Here is an 18,852-nt window from a genome sequence, read left to right on the forward strand (position 1 = left end):
CAAAAATCACTCAAGCGCATTGGCCGCACTATGGGGCAATCCCAGATGTCGAGCTTTATTAACAGCGGCAATCAGTCACGCGTTTTCACGTTAAAATCCGGAAGTACGGCAACGTTTGTTCGCCAACTGATCCCAAGTGGCGAAGTTGAAGCCCGCACGTTTGTTGATGCAAAAGTAAATGGCCGCGATCAGGCAGCATTAACCGAAGAATCGGTGAAAGACATCACGCGTACTATTGAACTGCAACAGTTCTTCCCGGCGATCGGGAGAGTGGTGGATGGGCGTATTGAGATCATGGACGGTTCACGTCGTCGTGCCGCCTGTCTGTACACACACACCGGCTTAGAAGTGCTGGTGACCGAAGATGACATTGATATCAGTGATGCCCGTCAACTGGCTGCTGATATCCAGACTGCAAAAGAACACAACCTACGTGAACTGGGACAACGTTTCCTGATGATGGAAGCGCAGGGCATGAATAAAACGGAAATTGCGAAGGCTGAAGGTATCTCGAACGCTAAGGTTACTCGTGCTTTTCAGGCTGCCTGGGTTCCGGCAGAGTTTATTGCGTTGATACCGGTGGTTTCCGATCTCAGCATCCCGGATTACAAACTCCTGCTTGATGTGGCAGAAGAGGCAAAGTGTGAGGGTGTTGGCCTTCAGGATCTTGTTGATCAGGTGAAAGTGCGGATTAGCGAAGATCAGGCCCTGAATAAGCTCGCTTCTGACGATCAGAAAACCCGGATTTTGTCATTTTTCACCACCGCTAAGAAGCAGTTAGTTAAACCTGCAAAGAACAAAAGCGTGATGACTGAAAAATTTGGCCATTTCACTGACCGTGCAGCTTACGCTAAGCGGAAAACCAACGTTGAAAAGCGCCATGTGCAGTATGAGTTCCATCGCTTGCCATCAGGCACGCTTGAAGAGATCGATGCGGCGATCAAAGCGATTCTGAGTAAAGCCTGATATTAACCTTCGTTTTTGAGATGGACGTGAATCTTGCGTCCATAATCATCACCTATCCTCCAGCTTAAAGCCCAATTCAATCTGTTACATACGGATTCAAACGCTCTCAAACGCCTTCTAAACGATTTTATAAAGAAATGCTAATCAGGGTTATCTGGATCCATAACGTCGCCAGAAAACGCATACAGACGTTTTATGAGGTGCTGTTCTGCATTTTTGACAGTAGCGAGAAGGGCTGTGACATTTTGATCAATGTTATACATCCAAAACGATCGTTATCAAGAAAGAGCAATGATCGCTGAATCACTGCATGGATTAAGGAAAATCACCGCTGATGCTGGCTTTCATTTTGATTTTTATCCCCTTTATCCACAGGCTCGATCCAATTACTCGATCATAATGAGATCCCACTGAGATCAAAGAAGATCCCGGATCGCTGTAAGCCTTGATATTACTGGCTTAAAAGGCTGTCAGTAACCGCTATGGTGAGTAGAGTAACCTCTATAGAGAGTGGAATAACCGATGAAATGAGTAAAACAACCGATGAAGAGAGCGCTCAATAACCGCTGTAGTGAGTAGAGTCGTCTGTCTTCTGTGGTTAACTCGCGAGCTTGTGGATAATTTTTCTTCAGATGAACAGGTTTAGTTGATGATTCTGGGTGAGTTTTCAGCAAATTTTATCCCCGTTATTCATTGCTTAGATCAAAAAACAGATCACTAAGAGATCAAATAAGTTCCTAACAGATCCCCGGCAGCGCTGAGGCCTTGTGACACAAGCCCTGAGAGGCGATCAGTAACCGCTATAGTGAGTAAACCAACCGCTATGGAGAGTAAATTAACCTCTATAGAGAGTAGTCTAACCGATGAAGTGAGTGCTAGTATCCGCTATAGAGAGTAAACGCGATACATCACTGTGTATAAACCGGATCCTCGAAAATGTCTGAAAATGAGATAAAAAACAACAAGGTAGTCGAAGCCTTTTCAGAAACTGATAAGCGAACAGGCGAACTGGTTGTACTTACCCCCAACCGAGATAACACCGTTCAGCCGGTCGCGTTAATGCGATTAGGCCTGTTTGTGCCCACGTTGAAATCCACCAATAACAGAAAAAATGAGACAACGGCGGTAACGGATGTCACCAACGAACTAAAACTTCTTTCTATAGTAAAATCAGAAGGTTATGAGAGAATTAAAATCATTGGCCAGCGGCTGGATATGGACAATGATTTCAAAACCTGGGTTGGGATCATTCATGCATTCGCTAAGTACAATGTGACCAATGACAAAGTCGTTTTGCCTTTTGTTGAGTTCGTAAAACTGTGTGGCATTCCTTCATCGCGATCCTCAGCCAAGCTAAGACAGCGGCTTGAAGCCTCGTTGATCCGTATCGCCTCTAATACCATTCAGTTTGGCACTGCCGACAAAGACGAACTCTACGTTACACACCTGGTGCAATCTGCGAAGTACAGCGTAAAAAAAGATACTGTTGAACTGCAGGCCGATCCCAAACTCTTTGAACTCTATCAATTTGATCGCAAGGTCTTGCTGCAACTGCGAGCCATCAACGCACTTGCGCGCAAGGAGTCTGCTCAGGCGCTCTACACGTTTATTGAAAGCCTGCCGCCTAACCCAGTGCCTATCTCCATGGCACGCCTCAGGCAGCGTTTAAACCTGACATCCCGCCCCATTACCCAGAACGCGACAGTGCGCCGCGCCATGGAGCAGCTAAAGGATATTGGCTACCTGGATTACACGGAATTGAAACGAGGTAACTCGGTGGTATTCCATATCCACTATCGTCGGCCAAAGCTTAAGCCCGCTGAGTTGCCACTTAAACTGCCTGATATTCTTGAGGATGAGCTGGAACTCGATGATCCGATCGAAACCAACGAGGTTGTCCCAGCCAGCGAGCCACAGGGTGAGATGGTGATGCTGTCAAAAGCGGAACTGAAGATCCTGGAAGAAATTCGCAAAGGTAAAGTGAAATAACCCTCGGTAACTCCCCTGATTAGATAACCGCTATAGAGAGTAACCACTCTCTATAGCGGTTATTCATCGCCATGGTCCTCTCCCGATCTGCTTCTGATACTGATTTTACGGGCATTTGTGACCTTGTAACCGCTATGGAGAGTAAGTGAGTACTCTCCATAGCGGTTATGCCCAAATCACGTATTTACCTTTCCCTGTTGCGGCTTCTCCCTACTTCTACATGGCTCCGGGCCCGGTGGAAGGGGAGGGCGCTCATGTCATGCCCTGTCGCTGTGGGCTTCGTGCGGATCATCTGGCAGTAACCACTATAGAGAGTAGCGATTTGCTCTCTATAGTGGTTATTAGAAAGAAGTGACGTTGTGACGTCTATTTGACTGATTTGCCTCGATATTAATAGATATTTGACGCGCGGTATGGGGTTTTTTGAGAGCCCCAGGTTACTTTTTATGTTTAATAAACATGAGTTTATGAGATTTAGTGGCATTGAGAGCACGTCAAGGGCTGCTATCCGCTGTAGACAGTAGCTGCTCTCTATAGTGGATAGTTCAGCTGAACTTTCTCAGGTGCGGAGTCACCATAAGAGGCTGAATCTGTGGGAACTGCGATCGCGATCGCACGAATAACCGCTATAGAGAGTAGATCTTTATCAGCCTGTACCGCCGGGCATGCGAAAGATCATCACTGGATCATGGATGCCAGGGATCTAACAACCACTATAGAGAGTAACTGCTCTCCATAGTGGTTGTCAGGGAGTATGCAAATAAGCTCCTTCTCGGATCCTTCCGGGCAGAGGTTCTGGTTGTGGCTGCCACGGCTGCTCTTCAAGGGAGATGGGCAACGCGATCCTGCAATCCCGGTTGCAGAAAGCATAATTCTCCAGTTTGTTTCCCCTTCAACGCTAATGATCTGCACTTGTCAGATTCTGCTCCACAGAAATTAATTAATTACCTTTAATAGTCTGAAAAAATTAATGAAAGTTTGTAATATTGGCAGGGTCATGACCGAGTGACGGTTTTTTTTTAGGAACAGTAAATGCTTGAACTTATAGATGTAAGCTACGAGGAACTTAAAACCACCCGCGCAACCGAACTCTACCGTCTGCGTAAGCAGACCTTCAGTGACCGGTTAGGCTGGGATGTGGTCTGCAGTCAGGGGATGGAGTCAGATGAATTCGATGTGCCTGGGACACGTTACATTTTGGGCATCTACGAAGGGCATCTGATTTGCAGCGTAAGATTTATTGCACTGTCCCAACCTAATATGATCACCCACACGTTCCGTGAGTGCTTCGATACCGTTGAACTGCCCGCGGGTGGGACGGAGTCAAGCCGCTTCTTTGTTGATAAAGAGCGCGCACGCAGCCTGCTAGGCAAGGACTACCCCGTCAGCCAGGCGCTGTTTCTCGCGATGGTTAACTGGGGCAGGAAGAATCATCACACCAACATTCATACAATAGTCAGCCGGGCTATGCTGAAGATTCTGCGTCGTTCGGGCTGGCAGATTGAGGTATTGAAAGAAGCTTACCTGACGGAAAAAGAGCGAATCTATCTGCTGGATCTGCCTGCCGGTAAGAAAGACCAGGAGCAGCTCGCCGGATCGGTATTGCAACATACCGGCTCGACGGAATCCGCTGCATTTACCTGGCCGCTGATGCTGCCGGTCTGATAAGGTCAAGTTCAACGCCCAGCCGGATTGCCTGTCGGGCGTTGCTGACACCGAGCTTAGAGACCACGTTTTTAATGTGGAACTTGACGGTGCTCACTGAGATCCCAGTGATGGCTGAGGTTTCAACATAGGTTTTTCCCATGCTGGCCCAGTAGAGCACTTCATTCTCTCTCAGGGTAAAGATGGCCGAGTTATCACTGTCGGCCTCTGGGCTCCACTTCTCCGTCATCGCTCCCGTGAGGCGATACATCTGCTCGTTGAAATCAATCAACTGGATTTGCAGCGCACCTTTTTCTGCCGCCAGTTTCTGCTCCAGGACATCAAGATCGGTTCCCTTAATAATCAGCGAAAGCAGCGCAAGATTGTTCATGTGGTCATGAAGCACGAAAGTGAACCCATTGACGATATCGTACTGTTTCGCCAGGGTGAAAATTTTGGTAAAGCGCAAATCAGACATCAACGTGATGTTTTCATCCCACGTAAAAGGTGAGGTCCTTTTAAACGCAGTGAGGATGACGGGATCGGTCAACTGAAAGTTGTTCTCGCGGTAGAGCCTGACCCATTCGTCAGGATAACTGGAAACAATAAGAACTTCTGAAGGATTTTTCTTATTTACGACGGTATACGCGTAATCCGGTGAACCATACGGCTGCAATTTTCGTTCGATATACGTTTGCAGCGTTTCTGAAATCATTCTATTTGCACAAAAAAAATCAAACATCGTCACTCCATAACCTGTTTTTTGCTCGTTTTGTGAGCAAACCTATACTTTAGTACAGGTGAGATAACACTTAAGAACAACTTACATATAAACCATCTCCGGGTACAATCATTTTCAGCTGTTAGAGCGGAAAAAGACCTGACCTTCCGGTCAGGTTGCTAAAACAGCTAACACCAGGGAATAACGGCCAGACGGTACACGAACTATAAAGTCACCGCTGGCCGTACTCACACATTAGCATTTTTGTTATATATCAGGCAAACGCCGGGTTAACAGGAATGCATCTCGCTTCAGCAGGACTCAGGGATGTACTGCGGTTGCGCTGACCTCTCGGTCAGGGAAGAGGGTAGCGATACGCATAAACTCTCCCCTCATATCTCCATTTTCTCTTTGGTATTCCCTGCTTACGCGAGTTACACCGGAATCCAGCAGCCTCTGTTGCAGCCATTACACCAGAAAGGGTGATGTGCGCGCACATCGTCTGCACGCTTCACCTTCGGGCCTTCACCAGGGAAACCGATCGATAAGCGTTGCTGCATAAGACCATGCTCGATTTACCTCGGATTCAACGCAGCATCAGTTGCAATGGACGACGCCAGACGCCGCCATTCGCCACCCTCTTTCAGACAGTGAGTTCCTGTCTAGCAGGACTCTGACCGGGAGCCGCTTAAAACATGAAAACTGTACCCGCCCTGCCAGAGGGTGAATTTACACGTGGACAGGCCAGAACCATCGCAGCAGCCTATCGCAACGTCACGGTAGAGAACGATCTAGATTTTCATTGTCAGTTGGTGATCCGCGATCGCAAGGGGAAGATCCTCTGGCGAACGTTCAATTTCGACGATCACGCCGGGTTTTGGGCCAACAAATACCTGCAACGTTACGGTGACCTGATTCGCCGAGAGGCCAGGAGCAGAAAAAAGCAGGTACTGGAGTCCATGAATTAGCGGCGAACTAACGGATAAGACGCCTGCAGTATGCAGGCGTTCAGGCTATCAAGCGTGTTGGTGATCGCTAATAATGCTATCGCAGGCTCGCAGGGAGAGCGCGACCATACTCAGCGTCGAATTCACCGTACCTGCTGCGGCCATGGCACCCCCCGAGGCGATATACAGGTTCTGGTGGTCGTGAGTACGCATCCACCCATCGACCACCGAGTCTTTCGCATCATGACCCATGATCGTGCCGCCCATAATATGGTTGTTAGGATTGAACCACGGCGTCATCTCAATTTCGGTTGCGCCAAACAGGCCGGCAATCGTCATCAGATGTTGACGGGAAAATACGGCGGACCGTCGCACATAGTCGCCCACATCATAAGTGACATGGGGGAAGGGAATACCTAACTTATCCTGTCGGGTTTTACTCAGGGTCAGTCGGTTATCCGGGTTCGCCAGTACGTCATGGTTGACATAAATATCCATGCCGCAGGCCGCACGACGACGAATTTCGGCATCCAGCTTCTTGCCTACCAGCCCCATTTGCAACGCTTTTACTCCGGCTTTATGGTTCTGAGAAGTGTTATTCATACCGATCTGAATAGCAGCATGCTCATGGCGGAAATCACCGTCACGGAAGTTGGTAATTGAACTCATCTGCACCGACCCGCCGCCGGTCCACACCGGTTCTGCCGACTGGAAACTCATCAGAATGCCGGGGTGATCCATCATATTACGGCCCACCTGATCGGAACTGTTAGCAATGCCGTTTGGATTACGATCGTTGGCAGCCAGCAGCAACAATTTTGGCGTCTCAATACCATTACCCGCCAGCACAAAGGTTTTTGCCGTCACTCGGTGTGAAACCTTATCGGGGTCATAATAGTGCATGGCCGTGATGTTATTTTTTTCATCGGTATCAATCCGATATACCACTGCGTTTTCGACGAATTTCGCCCCGGCTTTTTCTGCTTTCAATACGCTGTGAATGCCGTTGAACATCGCACCAATCGGGCAGATGGGCATACAGTTGTTGTTGCCGCAGCACTGCGGACGACCATCATAGGGCCGACTGTTACGCCCCTGGGGTACTGGCGTATTGATATAGCCACTTTGCGCTACCACTTCGGTAAAGCGGCGGTCTGCCGGGCCGTAGGGCATTGGCTCCATCGGAAAGGGTTTTTTGCGTGGTGCGACATATTTCAGGGACGTATCATTGGGTCCGTTGACGCCAATTAACACTTCAGCCCGATAGTAATAATCCTCCAGTTCATCGTAGGTGACTGCCCAGTCGCGGCCGACGCCGTAAGTACTTTTTAACTGCAGGTCAGCGGGCAGGAAACGCCAGCATGACGCTGCCCAGTGCCAGGTTGTGCCGCCAACCCCGCGCACCATACCTTGACGGAACGCTGAGGCATCCGGGCCTGACACTTCAGGATACGAATTATAGGGATTAAGCTGTGGGTGCATGGCCCAAGGTGCGGCAGGATAGGGGGTGGCATAGTCGGATTCGGCCTTGTTGACCGGCGGCATGCTGCGCCAGTTTTCGACCACTTCGCCACGTTCCCAACGCGGGCCCGCCTCCAGTACCAACACCGACAGCCCCGCTTCGGCCAGCTCTTTGGCAACAGTGCCCCCACAAATACCGGCACCTACCACCACAACGTCTGCGCTATATTGCTCTGACATAACAACCTCTAAAAATATTAATGATCCTGACGACGTTTACGTAACGCCCGGAGACTCAACAGCAGGACAATCAGGATCGCCACCACGCCAGCACCCAGGGTGGCAGGTGCGGCAATACGGGTCAGCAGTGGCTGATCCCCCCCTGTTCGCAGACTTTCTACCTGCTCAGGCGTCACTTGCAGCGCGGGGTTGCCGTACTGGTGAAAAACAAAGTTGCTCAGCGTGGCGATTTGCTGGTCCGATAATGACTGGACCTGGGAGCCAGGGCCGAAAGCGGGCATTAACACCTGTTTGCCGTTAACTTCTCGCTCCACACCAAACAAAATGGTCGACACCAGGTTGTTTGGACTGCTTCCGCCGGTAGCACTGTTATTGGTCAGTGAAGGGTAGAAGTGATCGGCACTTCCTTTACCGTCCGGCTGGTGACAACTAGAACAGGCCGTGTCATACAGCGTGGCTCCACTCAGGTTGTCGGGCAGATGGCTGCCCAGCGGTTGTGTGCTACGAATCTGGCTATCAACATTGGTATCGGTTCCATTTTTGTCGATACTTTTGTTGGGCTGGGCCTGCAATGAAGCGGGCAGGGCTTTCAGGTAGGTAATGATCGCATCAATATCGTCATCATGCAGATACTGCAAGCTGTTGGTGACGGCTTCTGCCATTGGGCCTGCGGCCTGCGCTTTTCCTGGCACATCACCGGTTTTCAGATACTGTTTCAACTGGTCTCGCGTCCAGTTGCCTAAATTATCTGCGGTTAAATTCGGCGCATACCAACTGCCCAGCGCTGCGCCTGTCAGGGCATCTTTGCCCTGCATCTGCGCCATCATCATATTGCGAGGCGTGTGGCATTCGCCGCAGTGCTCGAGGTTATCCACCAGATATTTACCCCGATTCCAGGCATCACTTTGCGAAGAATCAGGCTGGAAAGCACCGTTTTTCAAGAACAGCAGGTTCCATCCCCACATCATCTGTCGGATGTTAAACGGAAAACTCAGTGCCGTTTCAGGTGTAGCCCCCTCCTGGGGTTGCACGTCATGCATAAAGTAGAGATAGAGTGCATGCACGTCTTCATCGGAGAGTCCCGCATATGAGGCATAAGGCATGGCCGGATAGAGATGACCGCCATCGGCACGAATGCCGTGACGCACGGCTTGTTCGAACTGATGTTCGGTGTAATTGCCAATGCCAAACTGTTTCGATGGCGTGATGTTGGTGGAGTAAATAACGCCCATTGGGGAATGGATGGGGTAACCGCCGGCAAAGGTGCGTTTGGTCGCCGGATTGGTGTGGCAGGCCGCGCAGTCAGCGGCAATCGCCAGATATTCACCGCGCGCAATATCACTGTTTTGTACCTGCTTAACGCCCGGTGGGCTGACCGGGACTTCCTGAGCGGCAAACAGGGAAAAGGACGATAGCAAGCCGATACTCAGGGTGGTTGCCATCAAGTGCCTGGCTACCCTGTTGAGCGAAAAAGCAGGCGAGGGTTGTTGTCTCACATTAACTCCATTGCGTATTACGCGGAAAGTTACCGGTAACATTAAAAGGTAAAAAAAACCTGTAGGAATAGGTGTTATTACGCTCAGAACGTCAGCAGACGGTCGACAGGCGGCGGTTCACTGGTCCAGTAGTCCGGGCCGTTATGGGCATAGGTGGGGATCACCATGCCATCTCGTGGCACCTGATACATCAGCGCATTTTGATAGGCATAAACCCTGGCATGGTGGCTGTCATCGGTTACGCCGAGATACCAGCCGCGAATCACTGCCATCATCACATCGTGCAGTGGTTGTCCTTTGATCAGGGTATCCAGTGCTTCGACATCAGGCAGTTTATGCTGACCGATCAGATTTTGTAGAACATCCATCTGGCTGGAGAACCCGGCAGATTGCTGAGTAAATGCCGTCCATAACCGCTCACCTAAGGTGGTATCCAGGTTTTGATGGCCGGTCAGAAAGCGGGATAGCTTAAGAAACTGATTGAGGGTCGTCGCATCCGTTGGGGCGGGTTGTGCCGCTACAGCCGTTGTTGTGTTCAGCGATCCAAGGGCAAACGTTGCAACCACACTACCAGACTGACCAAAAAAACGCCGTCTGCTCACCCCTGTCTGCGTCAAGTCATTGGGCAGTAAATGATTATCTTTTTTCATGAGTCCTATTCTGTTGATATAAGTGAATGTAAATAGTCCGTCAAATCACGCAACAGGATGGTAACTGATAACTCACGATAAGTAAGGTTTTTATTGACGAGGATCACAAATTCATACATTTTGTATAATCTGCGCTTTGATAAGGTGGCAATGCAGACAACTGGCTGATTTATTGCATGATAGTGATTTTCCTCTGTTTCCGGCGCTGTAAATCTCAGTACCATGGGCTGACAGTTCGACTGCCGAAAGCCTGTACTTCGCGGTAAATACCCCTCTTTAGATGACTGTTATTGTTCGTAATAAAGTGCAGATTAATTTAACTTATCGGACCGCTCAGTGTGGTGGTCACAAGAGAATTATTGATGCGTCCATACTCCAACAGTTTGCACGCGACAGCCTCAGTAGAGGCGCGATTTATCGCGCTTTTTCTACTAATAGCGCACGCAGTCTGTCGCGCAGCCAGCGCTGAGCAGGATCATCGTGCTGCGCGTTGTGCCACAACAACGAAAGCTCATAGTCCGGCATATTGACGGGTACAGGGGCAGCTTGAAGGTTATAACGCGCACGCCATGAAGAAATCAGACCTTGCGGCACGGTGGCAAACAGCGGCAACTGCTTTAACAAGACCGGTAAGCTGGAAAAGTGTGGGGTCACGTAACGTACATGCCGGGTCTTTCCCAACCGTTGTAATTCATGATCCAGCGCACTTTCGCTGGCACCGCGATACGACACCAGCGCATGGTCGAAACGAACAAATTGCGCCAGCGTCAATTTATTCACCGCAATTTGCTGTGGGCTCCACAGTGTGCGGAACCCTGCTCGAACAATTTTTTCGCGCGTTAAATCTTGGCTAATTTCATCCCCGACGGTGACCACTACATCGGCCTGTTGCTGTTCCATCAACGGAATCGCATTCCAGGGATCGGCGGCGACCACTTTGACCTTACTGTTTGGTGCTGCAACAGCCAATTCTGTCAGCAGGTCTGGCATTAGCCACTGTTCCAGCCAATCGCTCATGCCAATGCGGAAGGTGCGGTTATCACTTTGTGGATCAAACGACATGGGCGAAAAGATCATCTGATGCAGATCCCGCATCAGTGGCGCAAATTGCTGTACCAACTGCTCTGCGCGTGGCGTGGGTGTCATGCCCTGTGACGTGCGGACAAACAGCCTATCGTTGAACATTTCACGCGCTCTTTTGAGTGCCGCACTGACCGCAGGTTGCCCAAGGTACAGCCGCTTTGCAGCTAGCGTCACACTACGCACCTCAAACATCACTAACAGCACGATAATGAGGTTGAGATCTACGCGCGAAAAATCATTTTCATTGATGGTTTTCATGATTTTAATCGATTTAATTAATTCAGATAGCATCAGTATAGTGGTTAACAACTTGTCGTCACCCGACAAACGCTAACTAATCTGGAGAGAAGATGAAAATTCGCGTAGGCGATTGCCTGGTTGAAAAAGTAGCAGAGCAAACGGCAGGCTTGCCTTACGGCGAGCTTTATCCGGCGCATCGGGCTGAAATGACGCATGATTTTGCTGCACAAACTGCGGAAGTCTCTATTCACAGTTGGGTGGTTCGCACAAGTGAAGATGTGGTGGTGATTGATACCGCTACGGGCAATGGGCGCAACCGCGATAACAAGCCTCTGTTCCATCAATTAAACACCCCTTATGCCAGCAATCTGGCACGCGCGGAGGTAGACCCTGAGGCGGTTACGCTCGTGCTTTTGACGCACATTCATACCGATCATGTTGGCTGGAACACGCATTGGCACAACGGTGAGTGGCAACCTATGTTTCCAAACGCGCGATATATCTGTTCGGCGAAAGAGTTAGAACAGTGCAGACAGAATCCTGCTGCACAGGAACTGTACCGCGACAGTATCTTGCCGCTGATTGAACGTGGTCAACTGGAGGTGATCAATGTCGGGGAATCTCCGCTGTTTGCTGGCGTATTGCGCTATATCACTACGCCGGGCCACAGTGTTGACCATGCTTCTATTGTACTGGAGAGCAACGGAGAATCAGCCATTTTTACCGGGGATTTGATGCATCATCCCGTGCAGTTTCAGTATCCCCATTGGAACTCCGTTTTTTGCGAGAATTTATCGCTCGCCACTGCTTCACGCCAACGGGTTATAGACTGGTGTAGGGAGCATCGGGCAATCTGGTTCAGTTCTCATTTCCACAGCAGCTCATATGGCCGTGTTACACACGGCGGCCAATGGATCTTCCTGGAGGCTTAACCGGATGCACTACGCTGACTATCTCACCGCGTCGCTCTTTGAGTTGCAATACGCACTCCAGCGCAGGGAGATCACCTCGCGTCAACTCACAGAGTATGCGCTACAACGTATTGCGGAGGTTGATCGACCGCGCTACAACGCGATAACGTGGTTATTTGCTGCAGAAGCCTTAGCAGCAGCAGACACGGTAGATGCACGCCGTCAGCGCGGAGAAACCGTTGGCTTACTGGCTGGTGTTCCCGTACTGATTAAAGACAACATTGACGTGAAAGGGTGGCCTACCAGCGCCGGTTCAGTGATGCTACGTGACGTTATCGCTAGCGAGGATGCGCCGTTAGTGACCACGCTGCGCAATCAGGGGGGCATTCTACTCGGGAAAACCGCTATGCATGAGTTAGCAGCAGGTATTACCGGTGCTTCTTCACTGACCGGGTATACGCACAACGCCTGGCGTGAAGGGCGATCGCCTGGCGGGTCGAGTAGTGGATCGGCGGTGGCCGTTGCCGCTGGATATGTGCCGCTCGCTATCGGCACGGATACCGCTGGCTCAGTGCGTATTCCTGCCGCATTTAATGGTTTGTTTGGCCTCCGCATGACAAAAGGGGCGCTCAGTAGCGAAGGGATTGTGCCACTTTCTCCCACGCAAGATATTCCAGGTCCTTTGGTGCGCAGTTCAGCCGACCTTCGGCTCGTCAGTGAAATATTGCGCGGCCAATGTTTCGCCGCTGAGGGTGAATCCCTGCGAGTTGGCCTATGGCAAGAGGGCTTTGCTGACGATGAGGCAGAGATAAACCAGGCCGTACAAGCGACAGTCAGCGTACTGGGATCTCAAATCGTAAGCTGGCCGCAGCTGGAGAACCTGGCTGCGGAAGCGAATATTATCGGCTATGAATTTGCTGATGCACTGGCCGAATTTTTAGCGGATAAGCCGCATGCGCAGTTTCACACCCTGCAAGCGATTGCTGCGTCTGGGCTTTATCATCCGCAGTTGGCGACGACTTTCAAGGCTCGCGCGATGCATCCCGGCATCACTAGCGAAAGCTATACGGTGGTACAACAACGCCAGCACGATCTTTATCAGCAGGTAGAAGCGATGTTCAGCCAGTACAACATCAATTTGCTGGCTTATCCGGTGGTGCGCCGTGCGCCTGTGCTGCACGGTGAAATGCAGGAGGGGAGTAATGCGTTAGTCTCTGCGGTGACGGGGGCACCTGCGATCAGTATTCCAGCAGGATTCAGTGATGATGGGATGCCGATTGGCCTGGAGTTATTGGCGTTGCGAGGGCGTGAGGACTTATTGTTACGGGCCGCCGAGGATATCCAAAAACGCCTCCAACAGGGATGATGTTCCTGTCAGTTGGCTGGGTGTATCAGGGGTGATGTCCAATAAAATATGTTTCAAGCACTTTGCTGCACACCGGGCGGGAATATGATGAAACTGGCTGTGATTTTGTGAAGCTCAAGACAACCAGTTTGGTTATTCAGTGCCGGATAATTAAGCGGTTAATGCCTCAAGTGCCTTGCGAACCGCATCGGGAACAACCGGTCTGCCGTTCGCCAGGCATGTGGCAACAAATACCGCTTCGGCATAGACGGTGTCGTTCACCAGGATTTGTTGAATAAAGTTAACCCGATTGCGTTTCTCGTTCGCCGCGAGAGCACAAGTAACGGTCACTTCATCGCCTTTCACAAGGCTTTTTCTGAAGCGCAAATTGTACTCGAGGATCATGTGCATACGGCCTTCAGCAAACTCTTGCTCCAAATCCAGACCTAAAGCTTCCTTCATATAGGCGTGACGTGTCCATTCCATGTAAAACGGATAGTAAAGTCCGTCGACGACGCCCTGAAAATCAATGTGTTGTTCATCTACGCTATAGATTTTTTTAAACATTACAAACCCTTAAAGTCATTTTGACGTGAAAAATGCGGTGTGGTTCGGCAAGCTGCTTGAACGGTACTACAGTTTTTCCGGCGTTGAAAAGCGCCTGTGTCTTGTCAGAGGATAAAAATGCGAAAAGCCCGTCACTGAGAAGGGGGGATACCTCTTTCGTATCGCGTCGGGCCAAATTCCGGCTTAAGCCTCTGTTAAGGTTTTATTAATCTTCTCCAGTCAGAATGCGGTTTTACTGTTTAACCTGACCGGAGATCGTCATCCTATGATGAATTCCCTGGAATCCCTCAATCAGCAAGGCTTTCTGCTGTTCAATGCCGTGCCCGGAACATCCGAGGGCTGGATAGCCTTCGCCACGTTTTGCGCGCAATATACCTTGCCCGTTATCCCATTGATCCTTCTGGGCCACTGGTTTCTTGGCGGAAAAACTGGCCACCGTCTCGCGTTGTCGGCGCTGGTGACAATTTTAGTGGCATTGACATCCTCCCCCACCTTCACGCTACGCGACTCAGGTGGGGAATTCCCGTTTACAGGGTGGCTACCTGATTACTCAGTCGCCGGGTTCCTGCTGCTGACGGCATTAGCGCACCGTTCACTTCACAGGCTAAAACAGCATGTCCTGCCGCTAAAATATTACGCGCGCCGTTTATATCCGCGTTCTCCTGGTAACCGCACGTAATACAAATAAAGCGCGATTGAGACTGACGGTTATCTTTATGCGTATGACCACAACAGGCGCACTTCTGGCTGGTATAAGCCGGGTTTATCGCTAACACCTGACCGCCCAACCATGACTGCTTATATTCAAGCTGGCGTCTTAACTCATACCAGCCCTGATCGAGTATTGAACGGTTTAAGCCTGATTTAGCGTTAACGTTACGCCCATGCTTTTCTTTCGTGCCTTTCGCTGACTTTGACATACTGGACACCTTCAAATCCTCAATCACTATCATCGCGTGGTTTTTGCTGATGGTTGTGGTGACTTTGTGAAGGTAGTCGCGTCTGATATTGGCGATATGCACGTGTAAGCGGGAAATTTTCGCCTTCTGTTTCTTCCAGTTCGCGCTGAATTTCACTTTCCTGGCCAGCTGGCGCTGTAACCGCGCCAGCTTCGCCTGGTTATTTTTAAAGCTGTTTACCGGCTCAAAGACCGTGCCGTCGGACAGCGTGGCCAGCTTGCTGATACCCGCATCCAGTCCGATAGCGGACGTTGACGGGTGTACGGGCATTTCGACCTCCGTTTCGACCTGAAACGAGATATACCAGCCGCCAGCGTGCTGGCTGACGGTCGCGTTTTTGATTTTGCCCACAACAGCACGAGACTGACGGAACTTCACCCAGCCTAGCCCGGACGGCAATTTAACGCGTTTGCGGTCAAGCTGGCAGTATTTGTCAAAGTTGACGAACCGGATGGAATCGTTGCCTTTGCTCTTGTGCTTAAAAACAGGCTTTTTAGCCGCCAGACGCTTATCAAAGCACCGTTTCCATGCCTCGTGCAGGTCTTTCAGTTTCTGCTGGAGGTTGTCGGTGTACGCTTCAGACAGGAACGCCAGCTCAGGCAACCCCTTCCACGCGGTCAGCATCTTATTCAGCGCAAAGGCGGTGGGCAGTTTTTGCCCGGCATCCAGCATACGCTGCGTTTCTGCCAGGCCATAATTCCAGATGAAACGCGCACAGCCGCACATCTGACGCAGTCGTTGCGCCTGTGCGTTCGTGGGTTCCAGCCGGTATTTAAACGCCTTTACGATAAGCATGTGCATGCAGTGCCCGGTAAACAAATGCTGGATAAATAACCATGTGTTTAATCTGAAGTCAAGCGTGCTGGAGGTTTTTAAAAAAACAGACATATCGGCTTTTTGCTGCATGTTCACCGCGTTTTTATCACGACATATCGTCGACTGGTTTTTGGGGACTGACACCTTACGCGCATCAGTTAGCGCGTGGCTGAAATGTGTGGTGACCTCGGGCCGGAACTGAAAGCATGTGATGGCGAGGCGGCTCATGAGGAGGAGCGACGCCTGAAGTTGTGATGAAGTCCTTTCAACACCCGCGAGGCTTGAGAATATTTGACGCTACCACGTCAATTCAAATTCCCCTCCCACCTCCTTCGGTGGGAGTACCCTTTGAGAAAAAGATGGGGTTGGGCTTTATCTGCTCGATGTTATGGCCGCATCCGCGTCCGTTTATGATTTCGCTGGGTCATACGTGGATTTATCATGCAGCGGACAACTCATTCCCCAGCGATCACGGGACGTTGTTCTTCAGTGCAGGGCTGTCACTGTTGCTGTCAGGCGCAAAAAGAAGTGGCATCTTCATACTGATACTCGCAGGCTTTGTTGCCTGGTCACGCGTGTTTCTTGGCGTGCATTTCCCCCTGGACATGGTGGGTGCTGCGCTGATGGCTGTGCTGGCTTGTGTGGTCGTCCGGCCGCTCTGGGCTCGCTGGGGAGATGCATTGACCACGCTCTGTGAAAGCCTCAGCATCCGTCTTTTCTCCTGGTTACCAGCCAGATTAACTCCCTAAAAGCGAAAAAGGCCGCCCCTGGGGGCGACCTCTTCCGGCACTTCCTTTTGCGACCATTCCTTATTTGTACAGCTCAGCGGTCATGTGTACGAAGTTGTTGTTGCTGGCTTCGGTAATTTTGTAGTGTTCACCGTTCTGTTTTGCCTGAGCGGCGATTTTGGCTTCCGCACCGTCCAGGGTAGAGGAGGTAACAGATACGCTCTGAGCAAAGGTTGCAGCAGACATCAGTGAAAGAGCGGCTACAGCGGCGATAGACATTGCTTTGATAGTTTTCATGGTCTTAATCCTTAGTGGGTATGGTTGAAAGCCTGTTTGCTTTCGATGTGATAATGATACCCATAGTTACTATTAGCAGATTAACAATAAATGCGGATATTGTTATCATGGTAACTATCACGGCGATAGGCGAAACTTTTCGCAAGGATGTTTTCCAGTTGAGAAGGCATCAGTGCGTGTGACACATGCCGTTCTTTTGGAAGGGAAGGGTGGAAATCGACGCGACTACGCTATAATCCTGCTTCCGGCATTCATCTTAGTTACAACACACGTTAGTCGTTCTACTAACTTTAGCCGGTTCCAGCAGTGATTTTGCCCCTCTCAGCCGAGACCTGCGCTGAATCATGACGGATCAAGCCCAATTCCACCCTGAAAGGCGGCCCGCGTGCCCCCGAAGGGGGCATTGGTATTGAGCAAAATTTATGCATGGTGTAACTATTTTAACCAGCTTCTGCATATGTTTTACCCAAAGCCAAGCCCTGTGATACAGCAAAGCGCCAGGCAGGGCGCTTATTAGCGCCGGTTGTTTCTCAAGTTCTTCAAGGAGCGCATCGTTCACCCTGCGAGAAAAACAAGACATCGACCATAGCGCATCTGGCTTCCATACAGGATTATCCAGGCTTAGGAGGCAATTTTACCTTTCTGCTGCTCGCTGTAAGAGCTCGAAATCAGCATGAGCCTCTGACCAAATTAAATGCAAATCAATAATGCTGCCGGTTAACAATAGTCCTGATACTCCCTTAACCAGCACTCAACAAGACAGATTCGTAGATCCTGACAAGCCTTTTATTAATTTTTTTAAATTTAGCATCACTTTAAACTTAAGTAATTCAATAACCAGGAGCAAATTTTGGAACAAAAACAATCAGCCCGGCTTTCACGCAGGGCAATACTAAAACGAACATTCGCTGTTTCTACACTTTCGGTCACCGGGTTGGGAGCCTTATCAGTACCCTCCCTGTCTTTTGCTGCGTCACTTAGTAAAGAAGAGCGTGACAGTATGACGCCGCAAGCTGTGATTGAACATTTTAAACAGGGCAACCTGCGCTTCCGGGAAAATAGACCGGCTAAACACGATTATCTGGCTCAGAAGCGCAACAGTATTACGGGTCAATATCCTGCAGCAGTGATCCTTAGCTGTATCGACTCACGTGTGCCGGCGGAAATTGTGCTGGATGCAGGGATTGGCGAGACGTTTAATTCCCGCGTAGCGGGTAATATCAGTAATCGCGATGTGCTGGGCAGTATGGAATTTGCCTGTGCTATTGCCGGTGCGAAAATTGTGCTGGTTATGGGGCATACCCGCTGTGGTGCAGTTCGAGGCGCTATTGATAATGCAGAGCTAGGTAACCTGACGGGCCTACTGAATGAAATTAAACCTGCGATTGAAAAAACAGAGTACAGCGGAGAACGTAAAGGAAGCAATTACGATTTTGTGGACGCAGTAGCCCGGAAAAATGTAGAGCTAACCATTGGAAATATTCGCAAAAACAGCCCGGTACTGAAATAACTCGAAGACCAGAAGAAAATTAAAATCGTTGGCGGTATGTATCACCTTATGGGTGGAAAGGTTGAGTTTTTCGAAGTATAACTAAAGCCGTGTGAATGCGAAAACAGCCAGCCTTATCTTAAGTCAATAGATCATTAAATTTTCTCCTGGATGCTAATGATTTTTTTAAGTAAACCTAAATAATCAGTCCGGTGAGACAGTTTTTATCATTATGACTTTTTACGGCTATTTACGCGTTCCACCAGTGACCAGGAGCAGACATATACTCACTGCGCTGTCAGG

Annotated in this window: 16 protein-coding genes and 1 pseudogene; 8 read left to right on the plus strand and 9 right to left on the minus strand. The window is 50.0% G+C overall.

The features are described from left to right. Window positions 1–30 precede the first annotated feature (30 nt). From F3J40_RS08055 to F3J40_RS08065, 3 genes are all read left to right on the plus strand, one after another. Window positions 31–966 carry a ParB family protein gene (locus tag F3J40_RS08055; protein WP_167013834.1) on the plus strand — a complete coding sequence of 312 codons (936 nt, stop codon included), beginning with the start codon at window positions 31–33 and terminating at the stop codon, window positions 964–966. Between the two features lie 936 nt (window positions 967–1,902). Beyond that, complete coding sequence (locus F3J40_RS08060) at window positions 1,903–2,955, plus strand: RepB family plasmid replication initiator protein (protein ID WP_017345982.1); 1,053 nt, start codon at window positions 1,903–1,905, stop codon at window positions 2,953–2,955. A gap of 1,032 nt (window positions 2,956–3,987) precedes the next feature. Further along, a complete protein-coding gene (locus F3J40_RS08065) occupies window positions 3,988–4,620 on the plus strand; it encodes an acyl-homoserine-lactone synthase (RefSeq protein ID WP_167013522.1) in 633 nt (210 codons plus the stop codon). Here the strand turns inward: F3J40_RS08065 and F3J40_RS08070 are convergent. Further along, a complete protein-coding gene (locus F3J40_RS08070) occupies window positions 4,592–5,341 on the minus strand; it encodes a LuxR family transcriptional regulator (RefSeq protein WP_167013524.1) in 750 nt (249 codons plus the stop codon). The two genes, F3J40_RS08065 and F3J40_RS08070, sit on opposite strands and share 29 nt — an antisense overlap. Before the next feature lie 674 nt (window positions 5,342–6,015). Here F3J40_RS08070 and F3J40_RS08075 point away from each other — a divergent pair. Further along, window positions 6,016–6,288, plus strand: coding sequence for a DUF905 family protein (locus F3J40_RS08075; protein ID WP_167013526.1), 273 nt, complete (start codon window positions 6,016–6,018; stop codon window positions 6,286–6,288). Window positions 6,289–6,336: 48 nt separating this feature from the next. Here the strand turns inward: F3J40_RS08075 and F3J40_RS08080 are convergent, their stop codons facing one another. The 4 genes from F3J40_RS08080 to F3J40_RS08095 form a co-directional block, all read right to left on the minus strand. Beyond that, the gene (locus F3J40_RS08080; protein ID WP_167013528.1) at window positions 6,337–7,968 is read right to left on the minus strand and encodes a GMC family oxidoreductase; all 1,632 of its coding nucleotides are present in this window, start codon (window positions 7,966–7,968) and stop codon (window positions 6,337–6,339) included. 17 nt (window positions 7,969–7,985) lie between these two features. Further along, complete coding sequence (locus F3J40_RS08085; RefSeq protein WP_167013530.1) at window positions 7,986–9,410, minus strand: cytochrome c; 1,425 nt, start codon at window positions 9,408–9,410, stop codon at window positions 7,986–7,988. Window positions 9,411–9,547: 137 nt separating this feature from the next. After that, on the minus strand, window positions 9,548–10,114 hold the full coding sequence (locus F3J40_RS08090) for a sorbitol dehydrogenase family protein (protein WP_167013532.1): 567 nt from the start codon (window positions 10,112–10,114) through the stop codon (window positions 9,548–9,550). 414 nt (window positions 10,115–10,528) lie between these two features. Continuing rightward, window positions 10,529–11,455, minus strand: coding sequence for a LysR family transcriptional regulator (locus F3J40_RS08095; RefSeq protein WP_167013534.1), 927 nt, complete (start codon window positions 11,453–11,455; stop codon window positions 10,529–10,531). 92 nt (window positions 11,456–11,547) lie between these two features. Between F3J40_RS08095 and F3J40_RS08100 the strand changes: the two genes are divergently transcribed. Both F3J40_RS08100 and F3J40_RS08105 read left to right on the plus strand, forming a co-directional pair. Then, window positions 11,548–12,369, plus strand: a complete 822-nt coding sequence (locus F3J40_RS08100; RefSeq protein ID WP_167013536.1) for an MBL fold metallo-hydrolase — start codon at window positions 11,548–11,550, stop codon at window positions 12,367–12,369. Next, complete coding sequence (locus F3J40_RS08105; protein ID WP_240155339.1) at window positions 12,323–13,714, plus strand: amidase; 1,392 nt, start codon at window positions 12,323–12,325, stop codon at window positions 13,712–13,714. Before F3J40_RS08100 ends, F3J40_RS08105 begins: the two co-directional genes overlap by 47 nt. A gap of 150 nt (window positions 13,715–13,864) precedes the next feature. Here the strand turns inward: F3J40_RS08105 and F3J40_RS08110 are convergent, their stop codons facing one another. The 3 genes from F3J40_RS08110 to F3J40_RS08120 all read right to left on the minus strand — a co-directional run bounded on the left by F3J40_RS08110 (window position 13,865) and on the right by F3J40_RS08120 (window position 16,014). Next, window positions 13,865–14,260, minus strand: coding sequence for an acyl-CoA thioesterase (locus tag F3J40_RS08110; protein ID WP_167013538.1), 396 nt, complete (start codon window positions 14,258–14,260; stop codon window positions 13,865–13,867). A gap of 232 nt (window positions 14,261–14,492) precedes the next feature. Beyond that, the gene (locus tag F3J40_RS08115) at window positions 14,493–14,669 is read right to left on the minus strand and encodes a hypothetical protein (RefSeq protein ID WP_167013540.1); all 177 of its coding nucleotides are present in this window, start codon (window positions 14,667–14,669) and stop codon (window positions 14,493–14,495) included. A 118-nt stretch (window positions 14,670–14,787) separates the two neighbouring features. Then, window positions 14,788–16,014: an RNA-guided endonuclease InsQ/TnpB family protein gene (locus F3J40_RS08120; RefSeq protein WP_167013542.1), complete on the minus strand. Its 1,227-nt coding sequence runs from the start codon at window positions 16,012–16,014 to the stop codon at window positions 14,788–14,790. Window positions 16,015–16,394: 380 nt separating this feature from the next. On the opposite strand from F3J40_RS08120, the gene F3J40_RS08125 reads away from it, so the two are divergent. Next, window positions 16,395–16,784: an undecaprenyl-diphosphatase gene (locus F3J40_RS08125; protein WP_240155341.1), complete on the plus strand. Its 390-nt coding sequence runs from the start codon at window positions 16,395–16,397 to the stop codon at window positions 16,782–16,784. Between the two features lie 60 nt (window positions 16,785–16,844). On the opposite strand, the gene F3J40_RS08130 is transcribed toward F3J40_RS08125, so the two are convergent. Continuing rightward, entirely contained in the window at window positions 16,845–17,060 is a 216-nt protein-coding gene (locus F3J40_RS08130; RefSeq protein ID WP_167013544.1) for a YdgH/BhsA/McbA-like domain containing protein, read from the minus strand. An 850-nt stretch (window positions 17,061–17,910) separates the two neighbouring features. Here F3J40_RS08130 and F3J40_RS08135 point away from each other — a divergent pair. Beyond that, window positions 17,911–18,651: pseudogene (locus F3J40_RS08135) on the plus strand (carbonic anhydrase). Window positions 18,652–18,852 lie beyond the last annotated feature (201 nt).

The sequence above is a fragment of the Candidatus Pantoea multigeneris genome (assembly GCF_011752615.1).
GTDB lineage: Bacteria > Pseudomonadota > Gammaproteobacteria > Enterobacterales > Enterobacteriaceae > Pantoea > Pantoea multigeneris.